8 protein-coding genes are annotated in these 24,183 nt (G+C 46.0%); 5 read left to right on the forward strand and 3 right to left on the reverse strand.

Annotated elements, in window-relative coordinates; translation table 11 throughout:
• Positions 1-14: 14 nt before the first annotated feature.
• The 3 genes from PPIS_RS17265 to PPIS_RS17275 form a co-directional block, all read right to left on the reverse strand.
• Positions 15-485 (reverse strand): chemotaxis protein CheX, encoded by a 471-nt coding sequence (locus PPIS_RS17265; protein ID WP_010368796.1) that lies wholly within the window; start codon positions 483-485, stop codon positions 15-17.
• 80 nt (positions 486-565) lie between these two features.
• Positions 566-1,000, reverse strand: coding sequence for a zinc uptake transcriptional repressor Zur (zur, locus tag PPIS_RS17270; protein ID WP_010368795.1), 435 nt, complete (start codon positions 998-1,000; stop codon positions 566-568).
• 126 nt (positions 1,001-1,126) lie between these two features.
• Positions 1,127-3,589, reverse strand: a complete 2,463-nt coding sequence (locus PPIS_RS17275) for an EAL domain-containing protein (protein ID WP_010368794.1) — start codon at positions 3,587-3,589, stop codon at positions 1,127-1,129.
• A 260-nt stretch (positions 3,590-3,849) separates the two neighbouring features.
• Here PPIS_RS17275 and ggt point away from each other — a divergent pair, with 260 nt between their 5' ends.
• From ggt to PPIS_RS17305, 5 genes are all read left to right on the forward strand, one after another.
• Entirely contained in the window at positions 3,850-5,544 is a 1,695-nt protein-coding gene (ggt, locus tag PPIS_RS17285) for a gamma-glutamyltransferase (RefSeq protein ID WP_010368792.1), read from the forward strand.
• 112 nt (positions 5,545-5,656) lie between these two features.
• Positions 5,657-7,672 (forward strand): amidohydrolase family protein, encoded by a 2,016-nt coding sequence (locus tag PPIS_RS17290; protein WP_010368791.1) that lies wholly within the window; start codon positions 5,657-5,659, stop codon positions 7,670-7,672.
• A 722-nt stretch (positions 7,673-8,394) separates the two neighbouring features.
• Positions 8,395-18,315: a hybrid non-ribosomal peptide synthetase/type I polyketide synthase gene (locus tag PPIS_RS17295; RefSeq protein WP_010368789.1), complete on the forward strand. Its 9,921-nt coding sequence runs from the start codon at positions 8,395-8,397 to the stop codon at positions 18,313-18,315.
• The gene (locus PPIS_RS17300) at positions 18,315-22,838 is read left to right on the forward strand and encodes a non-ribosomal peptide synthetase (RefSeq protein ID WP_010368788.1); all 4,524 of its coding nucleotides are present in this window, start codon (positions 18,315-18,317) and stop codon (positions 22,836-22,838) included. The genes PPIS_RS17295 and PPIS_RS17300 overlap by 1 nt, the downstream gene beginning before the upstream one ends.
• 19 nt (positions 22,839-22,857) lie before the next feature.
• Positions 22,858-24,180: an AMP-binding protein gene (locus tag PPIS_RS17305; RefSeq protein WP_010368787.1), complete on the forward strand. Its 1,323-nt coding sequence runs from the start codon at positions 22,858-22,860 to the stop codon at positions 24,178-24,180.
• The last annotated feature ends 3 nt before the right edge of the window (positions 24,181-24,183 follow it).

Below are 24,183 nucleotides of genomic sequence, written 5' to 3' on the forward strand. Positions count from 1 at the left end.
TGTGCTTTTAACTATTAGGCGAGTTTGTCGAAGCTGACTTCGATATTGGCATTACCGTCAGGAGAGGTGAATGGCATAATAAGTTTAGGGCCATCACATTTATGGGTGATGGTATGGCCTGGGCCTGAAACGACAACCGGTGTTGCCATATCAAACTCGTAGCCTTTTTCGCCGAGCAGGTTTTTAGCACCGCCAGTGACCATGTTGGTGATTTCACCAACCATATCAGTGACGTCTTCATTAATGGAATCAGGGCGCTCACCAAGCATACGCTCCATAATGGTTAGCGCTAGGCTCTCCTCAAAGGTGATCGAAAATGACCCTTTTGTCTGTGGACCAACCATGCCAATCAGACCCGATACATCACCTTGTGCGACTTCGTCTTTCTTCACTTTTGGCTTACCCGGCGTCAATTCTGTTTGCGCCATTGTAGCCAATACATTGATTAGAGATGATAAAAAGGGGTTGATGAACTCTACATTCATATGGACTTTCCCTTACGCATTTTTAATAAATTAGTGTCGCTCTTAGTGATAAGTGTAGTGGGCTTTTTTGCTCACTGCACTTAATCTTTACATTTTTCGCAACGGCCATGAGCCTCAATGGTTTGCTCTGTAACCACAAATCCGGTTTCTGCAGCTAGGCTGTTCAGTTCATGCGAGATCGTGTTTGAGTGTAACTCTTGAACGTTACCGCAACTATCACAGATCAGTAACTGCACTGGATGTGTGTGGTCGAAGTGATGGCAAAGCATAAACGCATTAGTACTTTCAATTTTATGGATAAAACCCAACTCAGAAAGAAAGTCTAAGGCACGATATACGGTAGCGGGTTTTGCAGCCGCTTCCGTCAACTTGAGCTCTTCAAGTAAGTCGTATGCGCCAACGCCACCTTGTTTAGAGGCGAGTAGTCTAAATACTTTTTCTCTAATAGGAGTAAATCGTGCACCACGGTTGTCACATACTTGCTTGGCTTTGCTAACTAGTAACTCTATATTCATGATTCAAAATCCTTACACTGCCTTGCAATACTAACATATTATTTTTATTAGTCTTGTGTTTACCCTGATTTATTATCTCAAGTGGATATTCGGGCGCGATGTTACTTTTAAAGTTTGTTTTTCTTGCTAAGATGAGCGCTTAACTGGTTCGATCTTAGTATGGTAAAAGGTTTCAAATTGTGCTGCAGAAAGCGGCTTGCTGATCAAATATCCTTGACCAAAATCACACTCCAGCTGCTGCAATAAACGCAATTGCTCAAGCGTCTCCACGCCTTCGGCGACTACCTTCATCGATAAATTATGCGCCATGGCAATAATCGTTTTAACTAACGCTTTAGATTCGTGAGTAGCGAGCATATCGCTGATAAAACTGCGGTCTATTTTGAGTAAATCGAAGGGGTAATGACGGAGGTAATTCAGTGACGAATAGCCCGTACCAAAATCATCCAAAGATAATTTAAACCCTAACTGATGTAATTGGGTTAGGGTCTGTTTTACCTGTGCCTGTCCTGATATCAGTACGCCTTCTGTGATCTCCAGTTCGATAGAACGATTGGCAATCGGGATGTCTTTTACTAATAGCTCTATCTGTTTCAATAGGTTAGGATCTTTAAACTGCCTAGGTGATAAATTGATTGCGATACGGATGTCGGAGTCTAAGTGTTGCTGCCATTGGTGTGCTTGGTTAATAGCAGTTGAGAGCACAAACAATCCGATGTCGATGATCAAACCGCTTTGTTCTGCGACGGGAATAAACTCCGCAGGAGAGACATTACCCAGTGTTTTACTGTGCCAGCGGAGTAAAGCTTCCGCGCCAAATACATCACTGTCTTCAATATAAAATTGCGGTTGGTAAAACACTTCTAACTCGTTTTCATTCAGTGCTACGCGCAATGCTTCCTCAATTTCAATGCGCCGAGATAACTGTTGACTCATCTTCTGATTAAATAGACAGTAGTTGTTGCGACCATTACTTTTGGCATTGTACATTGCGGTATCAGCGCAGCTAAGTAACTCTTGGGGGGAGTTCGCGTCTAAAGGATAGATAGCAACACCTATACTGACTGAAATATTAAAATCTTTATCGTCGACAATAATGGGATGGTGAAAAAGTTTGATGAGCATATCGGCAACAGAGGTAATGTCTGCAGTGTGCTTAAACCCTCCCATCAACACAATAAACTCATCACCACTGAGGCGTGACACGGTATCTTGCTCACGTAGAGATTGCTTGAGCCTTTCCCCCGAAGCGATGAGAATTTGATCCCCCGTTTCGTGTCCGAGTGAATCATTGATCCTTTTAAAATCATCTAAATCAATAAAAAACACTACCGCAAGCTCATCGTTGCGTTCCGCATCAAACAGTTGCTGTGCTAGCCGCTCCATCGCTAAAAAGCGATTTGGTAAATCGGTCAATGAATCATAAAAAGCGTGATGTAAAATGACTTCTTCTTGACGCTTTTTCTCGGTGATATCTCGCACTGCGATAACCAGTTGATCTGTTCCTGGAATAGGAGATAACCGAGCTTCGAATAGCTTCGCTTGATCAGCAATTGTCAGTGGATATTCTATTTGGGTTAATTGGTGGCGCTGATTGGCAGACTTGATGGCTTGGCTAAATTGTTTTGCTGCATGGGAGGGCAGTACCTCCGCCATTTTCTTGTTGATAAACTGCTCAGGCGACATATACAAGTCGTCTGATTTTCCGGTATGGCATTCTAAGATGGTACCGTCCGTATTGATTATAAAGAATATATCCGGTAAAGCCTCAAAAACACTATTAATAAGAGCGTGCCGACGCTGTAATTCTTGGGTGCTTTGTAATTGTTGTTGCCAGTTTTTCTCTAACGTTTGTGCCATGACATTGAATTGCTTAGCAAGGACTCCAAGCTCGCCATGTCCCACGATGTCGGCTCTACTGCTCAAAGACTTTGTGGATAATGCATCGCCTACTTGGATCAGTCTTTTGATTGGCTTATGAATGAAGTAATGAGTAAAGCTTAGTAGCGCGATAATGATGAGTATCAAAAACACCGCTAAAATACTCGCCTTCGTTATCAATTGTTGCTTTAACGAAAGAAAAACGGTGCTTACGTCATAAATAGCAATCAGCCTAACTACATCAGCGGACTCAGCGACGGGCACTTTAGGTGAAATGGGAATGGCTGCGAGAAAGTGCTGCTGATTAGGGTCAAATGTTACAGTGAGATCAAGTGTGCGTAATGTTGCTGTCGCTTGCGCCTGACTGATAACTTGATTAAATACTTGTAGTCCAATCGCTGAGTGTTGGGTCTCGTTGATGAGCGTTTCTCCTTGAATAAGGAAGAGTGCTTTATATTTACTGTCAGAATAATAATCCTCGAGAGTCAGGCTAACTTGATTATTGTTGCCCTCCACAAACTCAGTAAAAAGATGTTTACCTAAATGAGTTAAATTTTGTCTTAGTTTTGTCTCATAGCTTTCGAGCAGCATGTCTCGTTGGCTAACATATGAAATGGAGATAATAAGAGACGAGATCACCAAGCCACAGAGTACCGTGCCCCAAGTCAGCGTTTGTTTTAAATTTATAGAAATAACCTGATTACTCATAAATAACCAATTCAATTACCCCGATCCCGTTGCGTTTATTTTTTCCTGCAGAACACTCCAACATTAGTGTAGTCCAGCTGCAAAAACCTGTATCAAATTTGGGCGAATATTCTCGTGGTAGAGTGAGTACTATGACAATGGATTGTTGAGTTTTCGCATTAGGTCCAATCTCGTTTTCTTTCGCTTTGACCGCAAATGAATTGCTGTAAGCAATTTGGCTTTTTATATTGGTTAAAAAGAAAACAACAAAAGAGAAAATAATGAATAAGGTAGTTAAATGCACGCTGGTTACTATGCTTTGTGCATCAGTAAGCTCAGCGGCTCTCGCTTATGACAGGATCACGGGAAAAGCTTTCGCTAGTCGTTCTGAGGTTATTGCCACCCAGGGCATGGCGGCAACTTCTCAACCACTGGCAACACAAGTTGCAATAGAGGTATTGAAGCAAGGCGGAAGCGCCATAGATGCTGCAATTGCAGCCAATGCCATGCTTGGCTTAGTGGAGCCTACAGGTTGCGGTATTGGTGGCGACTTATTTGCGATTGTGTGGGACGAGAAGCAACAAAAGTTATTTGGTCTCAATGCTTCGGGGCGCTCACCAAAAAGCCTTTCGCTAGCAAAATTACAGCAGCAAGGCGATACAATTCCAAGCTATGGGCCGCTTCCTGTTTCTGTCCCCGGTGCGGTCGATGGTTGGTTTGAACTACACAACAAATTTGGCAAACTGCCAATGAAACAGTTACTTCAACCCAGTATCGACTACGCTAGAAGCGGCTTTCCAGTTTCTGAGTTGATTGCTTATTATATGCAGCGCTCGGTGTCGGCTCGTGAGCAATATGCCGGATTTAAAGAAGTATTTATGCCTGATGGGGAAATGCCTAAAAAGGGGGAGATATTTAAGAATCCGGCACTCGCTAATACCTATGAGTTACTTGCAGATAAAGGCCGCGATGCTTTTTATAAAGGCGAAATTGCTAAAGAAATTGACCGTTACATGAAGGCAAATGGTGGATACTTAAGTTACCAAGACTTGGCTGAGCACCACAGTGAGTGGGTTGACCCCGTAAGTGCTGATTATCGCGGCTACACGTTATGGGAACTACCTCCCAATGGTCAGGGCATTGCCGCCCAGCAAATTCTCAATATTTTAGAAGGCTATGATATCAAGGCAATGGGATTCGACAGCCCAGAGTATATTCACACCTTTGTTGAAGCAAAAAAACTAGCCTTTGCGGATAGAGCAAAATACTACGCCGATCCAGACTTTAATGAGATACCAGTCGCGACACTTATTTCGCAAGTATATGCAGATAAAAGACGCGCATTGATTGATCCAAATAAAGCAGCAAAACGCGATCATGCAGGGCCTGTAGAAGGGGACACCATTTACCTTACGACTGCAGATAAGGAAGGGAATATGGTGTCGCTGATCCAAAGTAATTTCCGTGGTATGGGCTCGGGTATGACTCCAGCTAAGCTTGGCTTTGTCTTGCAAAATAGAGGCGAGCTATTTGCGTTAGATAAAAACCACTACAACAGTTATGCGCCGGGAAAAAGACCATTTCACACCATTATTCCTGCCTTTGTCACAAAAGATGGTAAACCATGGATGAGTTATGGCGTGATGGGAGGTGCGACTCAACCGCAAATGCATGCGCAGATCCTCATTAACATGATTGATTTTGGTATGAATCTACAAGAAGCGGGCGATGCGCCAAGAATTTTGCATAGTGGTTCATCGCAACCTACCGGTGAAATCATGACTGATGGAGGGTATGTCAGTCTCGAGTCTGGTTTTTCCATGGAAACCCGTAGAGAGCTGATAAAAAAGGGTCACAAATTACAAGAAGCAGTTGGTCCCTATGGCGGTTATCAAGCGATTATGCGAGATGGTAAAACTGGAGTGTACTACGGTGCATCCGAAACAAGGAAAGATGGTCAAGCAGCAGGTTACTAAAAGTCTGATTGAGTGGTGAAATCAACACGAATTGTAACAGTTAAAGCACTTCGCTTTTTGTTATCTTGATGTAATATCATTGTTGTTAAACGGAAATGTAAGGAACAAGAACATGACAAAAATAATAACAAAGCGAAGTGCCTTGTCGACACTCGTTGCGGCGCTTTTAACTACTCAAAGTTGGGCGGTATTTGCTGACACCATTACCAATAATGTTTACTCAGAAAAAGGCTTAGCGGGCACGCTAACCCAAGAAAAAATCGACGAGCAAAACTATAAAGCTAAAATTGAGTTCGGCTGGAACAACCGTCGGATCTTAATTGATGAAACCTTAAAGTTGAATGAAAAAGGACTACCCATCAATTTTAGTCTTAAAGGGCGTTCTGCTTTTGGCTCCGCAATTGATGAAACGTTTAGCTATAACAGAGGCATTGCGCAGTGGAAAAGTGTCAATGAATCAGGCATTAAGGCTGACGCGACACTCGATTTCTACGTACCGTCTAATAATCGCCTTGCACTAGATAACGCGACGATGCGTTATGTTCTAAAAAATAATAAATACGAATTAGATGTTTACCCTCAAGGTAAAATGCTTATCGAAAAAATGAAGACGATGAAGTTGGGGGAGCAAACCGTTCATCTATTAGTAACGAGTGGTCTTAGTCTTACTCCTAATTTTGCATGGTATGACGACGATGGTAACTACTTCGCACAAAGTTGGGGATCAATGTATGTCTTGCGTGACGGCTATACCAAATCACAGTTCGAAGAGCTTGAGGCTATCCAAAAACAAGCCGAACAGCAGTATTTAGAAAACCTCGCTAGCAAGCTGACACATGATGTCCCTGCATTACTGATTGAAAATGTTGCCGTCTTTGATGGTGAGCAGAAAAAACTGCTGAAAAACCATGATGTGTTAATTAAAAATGGCAAGATTGTAGAAATAACTAAACATATTAAAAAACAAAATGGCGTAGCTAGCCTTGATGGAAAAGGGAAAACCTTGATCCCAGGGCTTTGGGATATGCACGGTCATTTATCAAAAGATAACGGTATTCTTAATATTGCGAACGGTGTTACCAGCGTTAGAGATATGGGGAACGATCATGACAATATTATGGAAATTGAAGCGCTCTTTAATACTAACCAGGTGCTGGGTTCTCGCGTGTACCGTGCTGGCTTTATGGATAAATACAGCGAAAACTCAGCTGGCTTAAGTGTAAAGTCACTGGAAGAAGCGCTTGAGACGGTCGACTTCTTTGCCGATAATGGTTATGTTCAAGTGAAGCTCTATTCTTCTATCGATCCGAACTGGGTAAAGCCTATTTCTGAGCGTGCGCATAGTCGTGGATTGAGACTTAGCGGTCACGTGCCCGCGTTTATGACGGCAGAGCAAGCCATTGCAAATGGCTATGATGAGATTCAGCACATTAATATGCTGTTCCTGAATTTCCTTGCGGGTGAAGAAGTGGATACCAGAACACAAAAACGGTTTTCACTGATGGGAGAGCAAGCGTCAGGTTTATCACTCGATAGTCCACAGATGAATGCGTTCATTAAGCTACTAAGCGATAAGCGCATCGTTGTGGATCCAACTGTATCTACATTCAGAAGTTTATTGATGGCAGAAGATCAAAAGATCAATCCAGAATATGCTGCTATTTCAGAGCACATGCCAATTGCATTCGCTCGTGGTTTAAAAGGAGCTGAGATGCATGTTGATGAACAGTTTAAGCTGAGCTACCAAGAGTCGGGTGAAGCGATGCAACAAATGCTGAAAAAGCTTTATGATGCTGGTGTTCCAATGGTACCTGGAACGGATAACATTGCAGGCTTTACCTTGATCCGTGAGCTTGCGCTTTACGTTGATGCGGGTATTCCTGCGGCTGACGTGCTGAATATGGCAACGCTAGAAAGCGCCAAATTGATGGGCGTCGCACATCAAACCGGTTCAATTGCCAAGGGTAAAGTAGCAGATTTAGTGTTGATCGACGGCGATCCTCTTAAGGACATTACAGCACTGCAAAAAGCGACATTGGTGATCAAAGGTGAGCAAGCGTTTAAGCCTGCTGAAATTTACCAAGCGATTGGAGTGAAGCCGTTTACTACCTCACCTTCGCTAAAGTAATATTAAGCACATTACAAAAGTAATAGTTTGATGCTGTAAGACCAGTGCAAATAAATATAAAACTTGCACAGGTCTTGCTTTCGTTACCTCGATATCAGGCTAAATTGTATTTCTGAGTTTTATCAAAAATGTTTCTAAAACAGAGGCTTGTTCAGTAAGTGAACAAATCGTTCTGACTTTCCTGTTACTACCTAATAAAAAGTTCCTAAAAGCGGTTCGGTGTAATCTTGTGTAATGGATAAATTTACTTTTTTGTTAATAAAGCGGTTTATTTATCAGTTTCTTGTGCTAGCCTTTTTCAGTACAGATCACGACTCGTTGATGTGAAGCCACACAAATTGTGTGTGTTTTACCAGCTTAAGTATGGTCTTTTTTATAACTCTATTTGAGACTTTGATGTCGTCACCCTCGCTACAAGGATGGTAAAAAAGTTGCCATATTCAAGCGTTAAAGTGACAGTGAGTGATTACAGCAATGTTGTATGCATGCTGCAAGCAAATAGCAAAAGGTGCTGTTGATTAACTTGGCTCGCGGTTTTAGCGGTTAGTTAACCTTTATAGATATACCCTACAAACGTTCTCCTACTTAAGTGGGTACTGTGTTTGTTGCGGTTAAGTAATTGATTGGTTTTTTACAACGTTACTGATGGTTAACTGTCGCAAGCCAAATTGATACTGCTCGCGCTGTTGCCAAAGGAATCCCAACCAAGTTATGGGGATGGCATGAATACAAATATTGTTACTATACTCGCGGGTTTAGCGCGTACTCGATCTCAAGATATTGCCTATCAGTATTTTTACGATGAGGCATTACCAAGTAAAACCATTTCCTACCAAGAGCTGCATGAGCGTGCAGCCTCTATTGCTGAGACATTGAGTGAATATTTTGAACCGGGTGACAGAGCATTATTACTGTACAACTCTGGATTTGAATTTATTGAAGCCTTTTTTGCTTGTTTATACGCAGAGATTATTGCAGTACCGGTCTATCCACCTAAAAAGAATCAAAATGTTGATCGTCTGCGCGCCATCATCGAAGACGCAGGTGCCAAAGGTGCGCTTACCAGTGAAAAGATCAATGAAATCGCCAAGCCATTGCTTGATTCTGAGCCAAGTCTAGCGCAGTTAGCACTATTTACTACCGATAACATTGCACTTAAATCGACGACTCAACAGTGGCCTCGTGCACAGATCCGTGGTGAGCAATTGGCATTTTTGCAATATACCTCAGGCTCGACGGGCACACCTAAAGGCGTAATGGTAACCCACGACAATATTCTTGATAATCAGGCGCTAATGAAAGAAGCGTTTGGTCACGATAGCAACTCTTCGATTGTAAGTTGGTTGCCTCATTTCCATGATATGGGACTGATTTTTGGCATTATGCACCCAATCTACATTGGTGCGACAGCGGCGCTGATGAATCCGGCTTATTTCCTGCAAAAACCGCTACGTTGGCTAAAACTGCTTTCACAAACCAAAGCATTGACGTCAAGCGCGCCAAACTTTGCCTATGACCTGTGTGTGGACACCGTCAAAGATGAAGATCTTAAAGACTTAGATTTGTCCCATTGGCGCTCAGCATTAAATGGCGCAGAACCAGTGCGTGCCAGCACGTTAGAGCGCTTTTATCAAAAGTTTAAAGTGTGTGGCTTACAAAGAGAAAGTATCGCACCTTGTTACGGCATGGCAGAAACCACCTTATTTGCAACAGGTGGACGTCTTCTAGAAAAGCCAAGGATATTACGTATTGATGCGACCAAGTTACAGCAGGGTAAAGCCGAACAAGTCGCAGATGAAGATACAGTAGATGCGTTTTATGCGTTAGATGTGGCTGATGAACAGCAGCCTTATTACGCAGTATCTTCTGGCGTGAGTTGGGGCGAGCATAGTATTGCGATTGTTAACCCAGAGTCTTTTGAAGCCTGCAATAATGGTGAAACCGGAGAAATTTGGGTAACTGGACCAAGTGTAGCAAAGGGATATTGGAATAACCCAGAAGCAACTAAGGCTACGTTTCATGCCAGAATTAAAGGTGCTGACGAGCGGGCTTATCTGCGTACTGGTGATTTAGGCTTTATCCTGCGTGGGGAATTATTCGTTACAGGACGCGCCAAAGACGTGCTTATCTTCCGCGGTAAAAACTACTACCCGCAAGATATAGAACTTACGATTACAGAAGCAAGCGATAGCTTAGAGCAAAATGGCGGTGCGGCGTTTTCGGTAGCTTCCAATGGCGATGAAGAACGTTTGGTGATTGTGCAGCAAGTTAAGCGTACCGCGCTTAGAAAGTTAGATACTGAGAAGGTATTGCAGCAGATCACCGCTGCGATCGTTGAGCACCACGGCATTACGCCTTATGACATCGTATTGATAAAGCCTGGTCGCATTCATAAAACATCGAGCGGTAAAATTCAGCGCCAGGAGAATAAACGCAGTTATTTAACCGATAATTTTGAAGTAATTGCGCGTGCCCGTGAAGAAGCTACGCCACAACAAGCTGAGGTGTCATCATCCTCATCGTCACTACAGCAAATTCAGCGGTTATTACAAGAGTTAGTCGCACAAGAAATAGATAAGCCCGCGCGTAGTTTGGATATCGACGCGCCATTCTTGGCATTAGGTGTGGATTCGATGAAAGCGGTGCGGATCTCAGGGGAGTTAATGGAAGTACACGAGCTAGATCTTGAGCCTACGGTACTTTACGAATATCCCTCAATTCGCGAACTAGCCCAGTACTTAAGTCAGTTTAGTACGCTTACTCAAGCTCTAGGACAGACAGAGCTTAACGAGTCGAAAGGTACTGAGCAAGCGAATAAGACGCAAGCCTCTCGCCGAACTGCACATATTGCGGATACAGATATTGCCGTGATTGGCATGGCCTGTCGTTATCCTTCAGCAAATGGGCTTGAGGCATTTTGGCAGTTGTTAAGCCAGCAGGGCGATGGCATCACCACGCCAGATCCTAAGCGCCAGCAGCTTTGCCCTAACCTTGAAGCCGACCGTCTCGGTGGTTATCTAGAGAATGTCGATGAGTTTGACGCTGCATTATTCGGCATCTCGCCACTCGAAGCTAAGCATATCGACCCACAGCATAGGTTATTGCTCCAAACGACTTATCACGCCATACAGCATGCTGGTTACCAACCCGCCACGCTCGCAGGTAGCGATATTGGCGTGTATGTTGGTATATCGCAAAATGACTACTTTTTATTGTCGCAACAACAGCAAAAAAGTACCGCGTATTTAGGCACGGGTACAGCGCTGAGCATTGCTGCAAACCGCATTTCTTATAGCTTTAATTTTACCGGCCCAAGTGTGGCAATTGATACGGCGTGCTCGTCATCGCTGGTGGCACTTCATCATGCAATTCAAGCACTAAGAAATGGGGAAACGAACGCGGCATTGGTGGCGGGCGTTAATCTTATTCTGAGCGATGATGTGACTAAGGCCTGTGAAAACGCACAAATGTTGGCAGCAGACGGCCATTGCAAAACTTTTTCACAGGCAGCGGATGGCTATGTGCGAAGTGAAGGCGTTGGGGTGGTGATGCTAAAGCCGCTACAACAAGCCATGGCAGACAACGACCCGATTGTTGGTGTACTCAAAGGCAGCGCAATTAATCAAGACGGCCGCAGCAATGGTATTACTGCGCCAAATAGTGCCGCGCAACAGGCAGTGATCAATGCAGCCCTTGGTAATGCCAAGATGCAGGCGGGAGATATCCACTATGTGGAAACCTATGGCACGGGTACGGAGCTTGGCGATCCTATCGAGATCACTGGGTTAAACCGCACGTATGGAGAACACCATAGTCGTCATAATCCGGTTATTCTCGGTGCGGTAAAAGCGAATATTGGCCACCTTGAGTCCGGCGCGGGTATTGCTGGACTTATCAAAACGCTACTGTGTTTACAGCATGGGCAAATTCCTGCGCAGCGTTATAGTGAGGTGTTAAATCCGCATATTCCATGGCAAAAACTTCCGTTTATGGTGCCGCAAAGCATGCAGACATGGCCTGTACAACAGGGGGGAATAAGAGCCGCTGGATTAAGCTCTTTTGGTTTTGGTGGTACTAATGCACATGTGATCTGCGCACAGGCTCCAGCGCCTAAACCCGACACACAAGCTGAAGTAACACCGCCTTCGTTTTATCTATTGCCTCTCGCTGCTAAATCGAAAGCTGCATTGCAGCATCTTGCTGGTCACTATAGTGAACGATTGTCGAGTCTGACTCCTCAAGCGTTTGATGACTTTTGTGCACAAAATGCCGAGCAAGTGCCGCTTAAGGGGGTGCATAAAACGTTTAGTGGTGTGAGTAGAGAAACACTTATTTCGCAACTGAATACTTCTATTATTGCCGAACCGTCCTCGGTAAATGCTGCGCCAGAAGTTGTGTTTTTGTTCACCGGACAAGGTTCGCAATACCCCTTGATGGCTCACTCTTTATATCAACACCATGAAGTGTTTCGTAGCCAGTTAGATGACATTGACAGTTTGGTTGGCGAGCGCTTTGGTGCACGCCTGTTGGATGTGTTATTCGATGAAAAGTATAGTGAACTACTGGCGCAAACGCGTTGGACGCAAGTGAGCTTGTTTGCCGTTGAGTACAGTGTGGCAAAATTATTGATGCATTATGGGGTGAAGCCATCCCAGCTGCTCAGTCATAGCGTTGGTGAATATGCGGCTGCTTGTATTGCTGGCGTGTTTTCGCTTCGTGATGGCGTTGAGTTGATAGCGGCGCGTGGTCAACTAATGCATGCATTACCGATAAAAGGCAGCATGATCGCCGCAAGATGTGATGAAATAACCGCACGCAATTGCTTGAGTGAGTATCAAGGGCAAGTGGTGATCTCAGCCTTCCATGGTGAGGCTGGGGTAGTATTCTCCGGTGCTGATGAAGCAATCACAGCCCTCAGTGACGTACTTGCAGTACAGCAAATTAAAGTAAAAGCGCTGCATACGGCAAACGCTTTCCACTCTCCATTGATGACTCCCATGTTAGACGCCTTTAGGGAAGTCGCTGAGCAGGTGAGATTTCAACAGCCTCGGCTGCCTTTTGTTTCATCCATGACAGGACATGTAGAGAGCGCACGTATCGCAAAAGCTGAATATTGGGTTGAGCAAATTATGGCACCGGTTCGCTTTGTTGACTGTGTAACTGCTCTGGAGTCACTAGAGCATGGCTTCGCGATTGAGCTTGGTCCCAAACCTATTTTGAGTGGCTTACTGCAAGAAAACAGTAATAACAAAGCGCTCAATTATGCCCATGTATTGCACCCCAAAGGCGATGACAGCATGAAGTTCGCCGAGTGTTTAGGCACATACCTCGATTTAGGCGGGGCGCTCGAATGGCAACAGGTGTATGGCAATCGCCCGAGCGCTAGAGTGAGTTTGCCGCAATATCCATTTGATTGCAGTTCATACTGGATTTTTGGTACTGAACAATCACAGCTCGAAGCACAAACAGTGGCAGAAGCGAGTGACCGTGATGCTCAGATCCGCAGCTTTGTGATCAATACCCTAGCGGGACTCTTGTCGATGCCCGCTGATGCTATCCAAACCAACCTTCCGTTGTTAGAAATGGGGGTTGATTCGTTGATGATCATGCAGGCCGTTAGAGTATACGAACGGGAATTCGGTTTAGAGTTTAGTGTTCGTCAATTTTATCAAGAGCTCAGCGATGTCGATAAGTTAGTAGCCTATATTCAACGCCATAGTAACTATCTCAAAGCACCGCAAGGTCCTCAACAAGCGGGCAGTTTGCCATCACCTGTATCGGGCACGACTGATACGCCAAAAGGTAGTGTAGTAGGGGCTGACAATCAGACGCTTGTCGCTATCTATCAGGCGCAATTGCAGGCGGCAAGCACTGTGACCAACGCTGAAGCAAGAGCCGCGTTAGAAGCTGTAGTAGGGCAGCAGTTACGCCATATACAGGGCGTGAAAGTTGAAAACAGTGCAGTTACCTCAACAGCAACCTTGGTATCAAAACCCCATCCAAGCAGAGCCCAATCCGTATTACCTGGGGCACAACAAAAACAAGTGCAGCGTGCCAATAGTAGCCCGGCCATACGCCAACATCTTGCTGCATTGAGTGATGCTTACATTGCGAAAACGCACAGTTCAAAAGCGCTAGTGAGCGAATATCGCGCACGCCTTGCGGATTGCCGTGCTTCGGCGGGTTTCAGACTGTCGAGCAAAGAGCTACTTTATCCGGTGTTTTCTAAGCGCTGTGAAGGCGCATATATCTGGGATATCGATGATAATCGCTATATTGATATCACCATGGACTTTGGTACTAACTTATTTGGTCATAACCCTGACTTTATCAAAAAAGCACTGGCGCAACAGCTTGAAGCCGGGATGCAACTGGGGCTTGCAAGTCCTGATGCGCCTGAGGTTGCTGCACTTATCTGTGAACTGACTGGGCTTGAGCGTGCATCGTTTTGTAACTCTGGTACAGAGGCGGTCATGACGGCGCTACGTTTGGCAAGAACAGTGACTAAGCGCGATAAAATTGTTCAGTTCTCAGGCGCGTACCATGGTCACTATGATGGTACTTTAGCTACTGAGTCGCCAGAGCAAGGCGTAGAGGCAATGTGCGCTGGAGTGCGTTATGGCGCAATCGCCGATAATCTCGTTTTACCTTATGGTGATGATGAGTCGCTAGAGGTTATTACCCGAGAGGCGCAACATATTGCTGCGGTGATTGTTGAGCCGGTACAAAGCCGTCACCCTGAAAATCAACCTTGGGCGTTTTTACGTAAACTACGTATGCTCACTGAAGCACATGGTATTGCCCTTATTTTTGACGAAATGATCACCGGCTTTAGAGCACATCCCGGTGGTGTTCAAGGTTTGATAGGGGTTAAGGCCGATATGGCAACCTATGGCAAAATCGTCGGTGGTGGTATGCCTATCGGTGTGGTCGCGGGGGCCGCTACCTACCTCGATGCCATTGACGGCGGCAATTGGCAATACGGAGATGATTCCTACCCCTTGACCGATACCACCTTCTTTGCTGGGACTTTCTGCAAACATCCAATGACCATGGCAAGTGCCAAAGCAGTGTTGCAAGCTATTCAGTCGCAAGGTCCAGCGTTACAACAAGGGATCAACGACAAAACCGCGGCATTTAAAGCACATCTCAATGCGTTTTTTGAAACCCATGACGTACCCATTCGAATAGAAGCGTTTGCCTCATTATTCCGTTTTCGCTTTTCGCAAAATCTTGATGTGTTCTTTTATGAAATGCTAGAGCGCGGTGTGTTTATCTGGGAAGGACGTAACTGCTTTTTCAGCGCCGCCCATACAGATGAAGACATTGCAGCGGTGATAAACGCAGTTGAAGCCAGTGTACTTAGCTTAAAACGTGCGGGTTATTTTGGTGAAGCGAGCCAAAGTGATGATGCTGCATTTCCACTTAGCCATAGCCAGCAACAGCTATTAGCGATGGCGCTGACCTCAAGCGATGGAGCGAGCGCATATCAATTACAAGCGATATTAAAGCTCTCCGGTAAGCTCGATTTAGCGCGGCTGCAACAAGCTATTACTGCGGTCTGCCGCGACTTCCCAATCTTGCGTTTTAGTGTCGATAGTGATCGCTTAATGCAATATTGCCGAGTGGAAAAAGCCGAGTTGCATGTTGAGCCATGGAACGAAGAAGACCAAGTAACATTGCAAAGGCGGTTATCCGCGCTGCGTTATCAACCGTTTGACTTTGTCAAAGACGCACTTTGTAGAGTGACGCTGTTGAGTGATGGCAAAGCACAGCACTATCTAAGTGTTGTGGCCCATCATGTGATCTGCGATGGGCTTTCACTACAGATGGTGCTGGCAGCAATCGCTGAGCGCTACAATCAGGATGCAAAACAAAATGAGGTGGCAAGCCGAGCTGTCTCCTTTAGTCACTACGTTGATAGCTTGCAGGCATATTCGCATTCACCGGAAGCCGCAAAAAACCAAGCTTTTTGGCACCGGTGCTTAGCGAGTTCAACACCACTTGAGCTGCCAAAATCAACGACGGTGAGCGTGGCTTCATACCAAGTTAATCAGCTCACATTACCCATTTCTTCGAGTGCAATCCGAAACACTGAGAGCCTTGCTCAGTCTTTACGCTGTGGGCAATTTGCGACAATGCTTGCACTTTATTGCTTGTGGCTACACAAGTTAAGCGGCCAGACTGTGATAAGTGTAGGAGTGCCGGTATCGGATAGGCAACGACTGGCATCGCAGTTTGAGCCTGAGTTACTCGACCAAGCGTTACTGGGCTATTGCACCAATATCTTGCCCATTGTGGTTGATATAGCTGGCCTTAGCGCTATCGGTGAGCTGGTACAGCGGGTGCAAAATACTTTACTTGATGCCTTTGATCACCAAACTCATCCGTATGCAAGCCTTGCCGATGATCAGCTAATTCTACCTAGCACTATGTTTAATCTAGATAAAGTCACCACTTTGCCGAGTTTTAATGGGCTAGAAGTTGAGGTACAGCCAAGTGTAGCTAAATTTGGCCAATTTGAACTGACGACAAATATGACCTGTGTTGCAGGACAGTGGTCACTGTTAGTGGAATATCACACAGCGCAATTTGATACTGAGTTAATGACCCAGTACGTGGCTAAGTTCGTCCATTTGCTGTCGCAGGTTCAAGGCAACACACCTATGGGGGCTCAAAATGAGTTGATACAAAGTAGTGATGATATCCACAGGTTAGTTGAGTTACCACTAGAGCAAGAGAAGTCGGTTAAGGTCGCGACGAGTTTCATTGAAACTTGGCAGCACAATGTATCGTGCCGCAGCAAGCGTACGGCACTGGTAACGGATGATGTGAGTCTCAGTTATGAAGCGCTTGATGCGCGTGTTAACCAGCTGGCTCACTACTTGATGAAGCAGCAGGTAACGCCCAATAGTATCGTGGCGGTGGCATTACCACGCAGGGCGGAGCTGTTGATAGCACTGATGGCGGTGATGAAAGCTGGAGCGGCATTTTTACCACTCGATCTCACCTTTCCTGACGAGCGCATCGCGCATATTTTGCATGATGCCAAAGTGAGTGTTGTGCTGTGTGATGCCAGCAGTGCAGAGTCTGCGTTATTCAATCATGGTCGTTTCAAACGAGTCTGTATGGATAGCGATGCTGAAGACATTGCTAACAGTGCAGTTCGCAGCCCAAGCTTGCTAATTCAAGCTCAGCAGCGTGCTTACGTGATTTATACCTCTGGTTCCACGGGGTTACCCAAGGGCGTTGAAGTTAATCACGGGGCATTTGTTAATCTGCTTGCATCTATGAGTCGTGAGCCGGGGTTGGTGGCAGATGACCGCTTATTGGCCATCACCACAGTGGCGTTTGATATTGCCTTGCTTGAGTTGTTTGGGCCATTACTCGTTGGTGCGTCGGTGGTGCTGGCAAGTGATGAAAGTATTAGCGATCCTGCTGTGCTCGGCGCGCTTATTGAACAGCAGCAGATCACGGTGATGCAGGCAACGCCAACGCTATGGCAATTAGTGTTAAATGCGGCGCCAGCATGCACTTCTGGCATAAAAGTATGGAGTGGCGGTGAGCCTTTACCTCAGGCACTGGCCGCGCAGTTATTTAGTCACAGCAAAGCGGTTTATAACTTATACGGGCCAACCGAAACCACGATTTGGTCGGCGGTGGCACATATCGACAATGCCGCAGAGATAACCATTGGTAAAGCGATACAAAATACCAGCTTATTTGTGCTCCCAACCGAGTGTCATGGTGAAGGGTTGCCTTTACCCGATGGCGTATGGGGCGAGTTATACATTGGTGGTAGTGGTGTTGCTATGGGTTATTTACATCAAGCGGAGCTGACCAAGCAGCGCTTTATCAATCATCAATTTACCGCTTCCATTAGCCGCCGTTTATACAAGACGGGAGATAAAGCGAGGCGTTTAGCTGATGGCCGTTTTGAAGTAAAAGGACGCTTAGATAATCAAATTAAACTCCATGGTCATCGTATAGAGCTTGGCGACATTAGCCATCACTTGGGGCGGATACTCAATACTAGTGAAGTCGATGTTTGCGTACAAACGTTAGAAACTGGCCCATGTCTGTGTGGTTATATGATTGATGATGGTGAGCTATCAACCGAGTGGTCTTCGCCTCGGCTGCGCCAAGCGCTCGGTGAATGGTTACCAAGTTACATGGTGCCTGAGCATTTTGTTTGGTTAAGTCAATGGCCGATGACACCAAATGGTAAGCGCGACCGAAAAGCACTACCAATGCCTGCTGCTGAGCAAGTATCAGAAATATGCACGTTGGCTCCTCGCACTGAAACAGAAAAACAGCTACATCAACATTATATAGCGCTTCTCCCTGTTGAGCAGCTGGGCGTCACAGCACGTTTTGTGGATAGCGGCGGCAATTCGGTGATTGGTATGCAGTTGGTATCGAGACTCAACCGAGCTTTCAATATTAAATTGACCATTGGCGACATTTTTGAGCACGCCTGTATTGCAGAGCTTGCTGAGTGTATAGAAGCGCTAAAACAAGCTCATGATGCTATTTCGGTTGAGACGCAAACTCCAAACGTAGAGAAAGTCAGTGATATTGTAAGCGATCGCGATTTGAGTGCTGCGCTAAGTGATAAATCTATGACGGAGATGGACTTGTAATGATGGAAAACTTTGCAATAAAACAATGGTTAGATGAGCTTGACCGTCAACAGATTTATGTTTATTTACAGCAGGATAAATTAAAACTTAGAACACCGCTTGGGCAGGTGCCTGAGGGTATTCTGGATAAGGTAAAGGCGCACAAAGCTGCGCTTATCACCTACCTTCAAGGACAGCAAAAGCAATCTGCTGCGCTCTCGGCAGCACAGCAAAGAATGTGGTTTATTGATAAATATGAAGGGGGCACTGCGGCGTACAACATGGCTGGGCTAGTTAAGTTATCGCAGCCATTTTCAGTCACGGACATTGAACAAGCGTTGAGCCGCTTGATAGCTAAGTACGATATTTTGAGAGCACGATTTATCACGGTTGAAGGGAAGGTCGTGCAGCAAATTGAACCTGCTGAGGCGATGAAAATTGCTGTGATGACCGTGGATGAAGAAGTGCTACCCAATCAGCTACCAGAGTCGATTAAACAGGCTGTGCGGTATCAGTTTGATCTTGCCAACGAGTCGCTGCTGCAAGTTACGGCTTTAGTGAGTAACTCTTACACCGCTTGCCGCTGGTTACTCGTTAACATGCATCATATTATTAGTGACGGCTGGAGCGTCACTGTGTTTATCAACGCACTGCTGTATGAGCTATCGGAGGCGTGTGTTGAGCTTCCCGATTTACAGTATGTTGACTATGTGCACTGGGAGCAACAATTAAGGCAATCCCCAGACTATCAACAACAATTGGCTTATTGGACTGAGCAGTTAGAGGCATTTACACCGTTTGAATTGCCCACCAGCTATCCAAGAAAAAAAGAAAAGCAGTACCAAGGTGGCACGGTTCGTTGTGCGTTTAATACGGAGCAAATACAACAATTAGATGAAGCCTGTCACCGCGATGGCGTAACACACTTTACCGCCTTGCTGGGCGTGTTTTACATCTTGCTTTACCGCTACAGTGAACAAGCCGATATTACCTTAGGGGTGCCGGTTGCAAATCGTCAGCAAAGCGAGTTTGAAGCTATGCTTGGCTGCTTTATTAATACCTTGCCACTGCGTATGCAGATAAACGGCCATCACTCCATGAGTGAGGCGATTAAGGCACTACAAGGTCAAGTATTGCAAGGGCTTAGTAATCAAAACGCTGCGGTGGAAGACATCATTGAAGCGCTAGAGCTACCCAAATCCGCCGCGCATTCCGCCTTGTTTCAAGTGTTATTTAACTACAATGGTGTAGCAAGTAGTAAGGTGTCGGTAAATAACCAATTAGAAGCCGAGTTAATTGCCCTAGATAATGGCACTGCGAAATTTGACTTAACCCTATCTGTTGATGATACAGATGATGGCCTTGTGTGTGACTTTGTTTACGCAACAGGGCTTTATGATCGTGCGCTTATTCAGCAATTTGCCGATGATTATTTGGCACTCATCCAGTGCTATTGTGCTAAAGAGGCGCTGCCAATTGACTACTTGGTGCTCAAATCAACGAGCGTACTGACAACGGCGGCGGGTATCAATCACAACATCAACCAGCCGATGCTTGTGCCGCAAGCAATCAGAGATATAGCGCAAACCCAAGGCGAGGCGATTGCAGTGGTTGTGCCAAGCAGCAATGGCGAAGCATCGCGGACCCTGACGTATCAGCAGCTACAATCTCAAAGCCTACAAATTGCCAACAACTTAGATGTTTCAGCGTCAATCATTGCGCTGATAACAACGGGTGATATGAGTGACATTGTCACTATGCTTGGCGTAATGCAAAGTGGCCGCGCGTATCTACCTATTGATGGCAATATGCCCACTGCCAGAGCGCTACAAATGCTAGCGCAAGCTAATTGTAATACGGTGGTGGTAAGTGTCGAAACGCCACTTTGCCAAGCGCTACGAGATGCGGGCATTCAGGTGCTTGACTATAGTGAGCTGAGCCAAAACAAGGGAGCGCCGCAGCAAACTTATTCACCAAGTTTTGATGATAGCGCGTATGTGTTGTTTACTTCTGGTTCTACTGGTGTGCCCAAAGGGGTTGAGATCAGCCATGGCGCGCTGAGTCACTATTGTAGCAGCATCGCGGCGAGATTGAGTTACAACCAAGATACGCGAGCGGGCGTGGTTACAGGACTTGCCACGGATTTATGCTTAACGGCTGTCTACCCGGTGCTTACTCATGGCGGCACTGTGGTACTCACTCTTGCAAACCAAGCGCCAGAACCTGCTGAAATCGCAGCCAAGTTAGTAGCTGAGCAAGTTAATTTGATTAAATTAACCCCTTCTTTTGCCGCGGTGCTTTTGCCTCAGTTTGCTGAGCAAAAGCCCGCTATTTCGCAGTGGGTGTTAGGTGGAGAAGCATTAGGTGAGCAGCTTGTTGATAGCATTCGTGCGCTGACACCAAGGGCGCGTATTTTCAACCATTATGGTCCGACGGAGGCTTGTGTTGGAGTGGTTTGTCATGAAGTCACTGACAGCAGACTAACCGGCCACAGTTACCCAATCGGTACGCCGTTGGCACATGTTACTACCTGCGTACTCAACAAACAGGGGAAGCTAACACCCGCTGGCATGCCCGGTGAGCTCTATATTGGCGGGCCGAGCCTCGCCAAAGGGTATATAAATGCGCCTGCAGAGACCGCAGCTCAGTTTACAAGTAGCTTGCAACATAGTGCCCAATGCGCCCGTTTTTACCGCAGTGGTGATAGCGTTAGACTGAATGCGAGCGGCGAGCTTGAATTTCTCGGTCGAATTGACAAACAAGCGAAAATTCGCGGTTACCGCGTTGACCTTAATGAAATAGAAGTTGCACTGTTAGCGCTTGATGAGGTATCGCAGGCAGCAGTCGTCGTGCGTAAGCTCGGCAAACAAGATGCTTTGGTTGCTTTTGTGGTAAGTGTTGATGGCAGCCAGTGCGCCGCAACCAATCTGCGCGAGGTGATCCGCCAAGGCTTGAAGCGTCGCTTGCCTGAGCCGATGATCCCAAGCTGGATGGAGCTTTGCCAGCACTTACCCACCTTGAGTAATGGCAAGATAGACCGCCAACAATTACAGTCTTTGGCATTAACTTCTCAAAGCCAAAGTAGTGAGGCGACAAGTGCGTTGCAGCGACAGTTAATCACACTCTATCAAACCTTAACGGGCGCACCAGAAGTGGGGCTGCACGATAGCTTTTTCAGCATCGGTGGTCACTCTTTATTGGCAATGCAATTACTCAATGAACTAAGAGCCCAGCTCTCGGTGGAGGTGAGCTTAAAGCAACTGTTTGCCAATCCTAGCGTATTTGAACTAAGCGAGATGTTGGCTAACGCTCAGTCTCAATCTTCATTACCAAGTCTACAACCTGCGCCATCACAGCCTAGTTATCCTTTGTCATTTGCACAGCGGCGCTTGTGGTTTGTTGATCAACTGCAAGGGCACAGCAACCAGTATAACCTACAGGGTATATTCCAATTGCAAGGCAAGCTGAATACCAAGGCCTTAGAGCACGCCTTTATTGCTGTGATTAAGCAACATCCAGTCTTGGCGTTTAATTATCATCAAAATGAGCAAGGAGAACCGCAGCAAAGCATTAACCTTGATGCTCGATTTACCCTGGTTAAGCACGACTGGACAGATAAATCTGCTGAGCAACAAGCACATGCGTTAGAGCAAGCTATCGCAGAAGATTACGCAACCAGCTTCGATTTAAGCCGTGATTTAATGCTGCGCGCCAGTCTTTATCAACAAGAGGCGATGCAGGCTACCCTTGTGATCACCTTACATCATATCGCTGCCGATGGTTGGTCTATTGCGTGTTTGAGTGACGCTTTAAGACAGGCATACAAAGCTGCTCTCAGCGGCGAAACCTTATCGCTACAAGAGGTGCATTACGTTGATTATGTAATGTGGCAACAGCAGCTGGAACAGGGGGAGTTATGGCAACAGGAGCTCGACTATTGGCGTATGCAATTACAAGGTCTGCCCAAGGTTCATGAATTACCGCTAGATTGTAGCAGAGAAGCAAAAACCTCTTTGCGTGGTGCCTTAGTGATTGAGCCCATACCTGCAGCGCTGGTTAGTGCGCTTCGAGCGTATCAAACTCGCTCAGGACAAACCTTATTTGTGTTACTGCAAACGCTATTTTCATTGTGGTTAAGCCGCTTTTCTCAACAGCGCGATGTGGTTGTTGGTACGCCGGTATCAGGACGTCACCTCAAAGCATTTGAAAGTATGATTGGTAATTTTATCAATACCTTAGTGCTTAGAAGCGAATGGAGTGAAGACACCAGTTTTACCCAAGCGCTACAGCAAACCCAAGGCTTACTCAATGACGCGTTGCAATATCAACATATTCCCTTCGATGTGTTAGTGGATGAGCTAGACATTGAACGCTCAAGCGCCCAGCATCCGCTGCATCAAATCGTGTTTCGGGTAAATAATCAGGTAAATGAAAACCTTAGGCTAGCGCAACTGGAAGTGACGCCCTGCCAAAGTAAAGTACGCGGTGCCAAATTAGATTTAGAAGTCGCAGTGATAGACGGGGGGGGATGTACTCACCGTTGAATGGCTTTATGACAGCAATTTGTGGCAAGAAGCGAGTGTAGTTAGTTTTCATCAGCAGTTTTGTTATGTGTTATCGCAATGTCTTGCAGAGCCAAATACCCCGTTGTCAGCATTGTCATTGTGGCCAGCTGAGCAGCAGTTAGCTCTATTAAAACAGCAGCAAAGTGTTGCGGTAGAAGTGACAGAGCAACAGCCATGGGTAACTCAGTTTAGTCAGGTGGCTCTTCAGACCCCACTACAGACTGCGGTGCGCATGGGAGAGTTTACTTGTAGTTATCTCACCTTAGAAAAATGCGCGAACCAACTTGCTAATAGCTTATTAGAAATGGCATTTGCTGAGCAAAGTCGCATTGCTATTTTACTGTCGTCTTCGAGTTACATGGTGGCCGCGGTGCTGGCAATATTAAAAGCGCGCCATACCTATGTGCCCATTCATCATGACACGCCAACCGATACCTTAGCCTATATCATGGATGATGCAGACATCGTATTGACGCTGGCGCTAAGTGAAGATGCCGAGCGCTTGATTGAAGCCGGTAGTGACTTTTTGTTGCTTGATGATTTGTTCGAAGCCGAAGGGAACTTTGCGTTTTACGATACCAGTTTGTTGGTAGATGAAGATGCATCTGCATTTAACCAAGCCGAGCTTGCCTATGTTATTTATACCTCAGGTTCAACCGGGCAGCCAAAAGGGGTGCCCATTAGTCATGGCAACCTCAATAATTATCTGCGTTTTGCGTCTCAGCGCTACTTGCCACAATCGGGTGGCATAACCAAGGCCGTACTCAGTACACCGCTGGCGTTTGATGCGACGGTGACCGCCTTGGTGCCTATTTTAATGCGAGGCGGTGAGCTTGAGCTGCTCCCTACGGACGCCGAATTGTTGCCTGCGTTACATGAACAGATTTTTGCCGCTACGGAAGCCAAGTTATTCAAGTTAACACCGGCTCACTTACGCGCGGTATTTGCATTAAGTGACGCACAAACTCATAACAATATCGCCCACCGATTTGTGGTTGGCGGTGAAGGGCTAAGCGCAGCCTTGGTTGATAAGCTGATGGATAAGCTCCCTAACGCCCAGTGGATAAACGAATATGGCCCAACAGAGGCAACAGTCGGCTGTAGTATCTATGCTGTAAGCCGTGAGTCACGCCACCTGTTAGCGGGCCACGAAGAAGTGCCTATCGGTCATACTATCGATAATATGACCCTTGCGGTAGTCGACGAATTTGGTGAACTGGCTTTACCTAACATGCCCGGAGAGCTTTGGTTGGCGGGAGATGGGGTGTGTGAAGGCTATATTAATCTCGCGAGTGTGACGCAAACACGCTTTGTTGAGTAAGCA

The sequence above is a fragment of the Pseudoalteromonas piscicida genome, assembly GCF_000238315.3.
GTDB lineage: Bacteria > Pseudomonadota > Gammaproteobacteria > Enterobacterales > Alteromonadaceae > Pseudoalteromonas > Pseudoalteromonas piscicida.

Bases quoted from the DNA above. Each gene is read 5' to 3' on its own strand.
- PPIS_RS17265 (WP_010368796.1), bottom strand. From the start codon at position 485: ATGAATGTAGAGTTCATCAACCCCTTTTTATCATCTCTAATCAATGTA.
- zur (WP_010368795.1), bottom strand. From the start codon at position 1,000: ATGAATATAGAGTTACTAGTTAGCAAAGCCAAGCAAGTATGTGACAAC.
- PPIS_RS17275 (WP_010368794.1), bottom strand. From the start codon at position 3,589: ATGAGTAATCAGGTTATTTCTATAAATTTAAAACAAACGCTGACTTGG.
- ggt (WP_010368792.1), top strand. From the start codon at position 3,850: ATGAATAAGGTAGTTAAATGCACGCTGGTTACTATGCTTTGTGCATCA.
- PPIS_RS17290 (WP_010368791.1), top strand. From the start codon at position 5,657: ATGACAAAAATAATAACAAAGCGAAGTGCCTTGTCGACACTCGTTGCG.
- PPIS_RS17295 (WP_010368789.1), top strand. From the start codon at position 8,395: ATGAATACAAATATTGTTACTATACTCGCGGGTTTAGCGCGTACTCGA.
- PPIS_RS17300 (WP_010368788.1), top strand. From the start codon at position 18,315: ATGATGGAAAACTTTGCAATAAAACAATGGTTAGATGAGCTTGACCGT.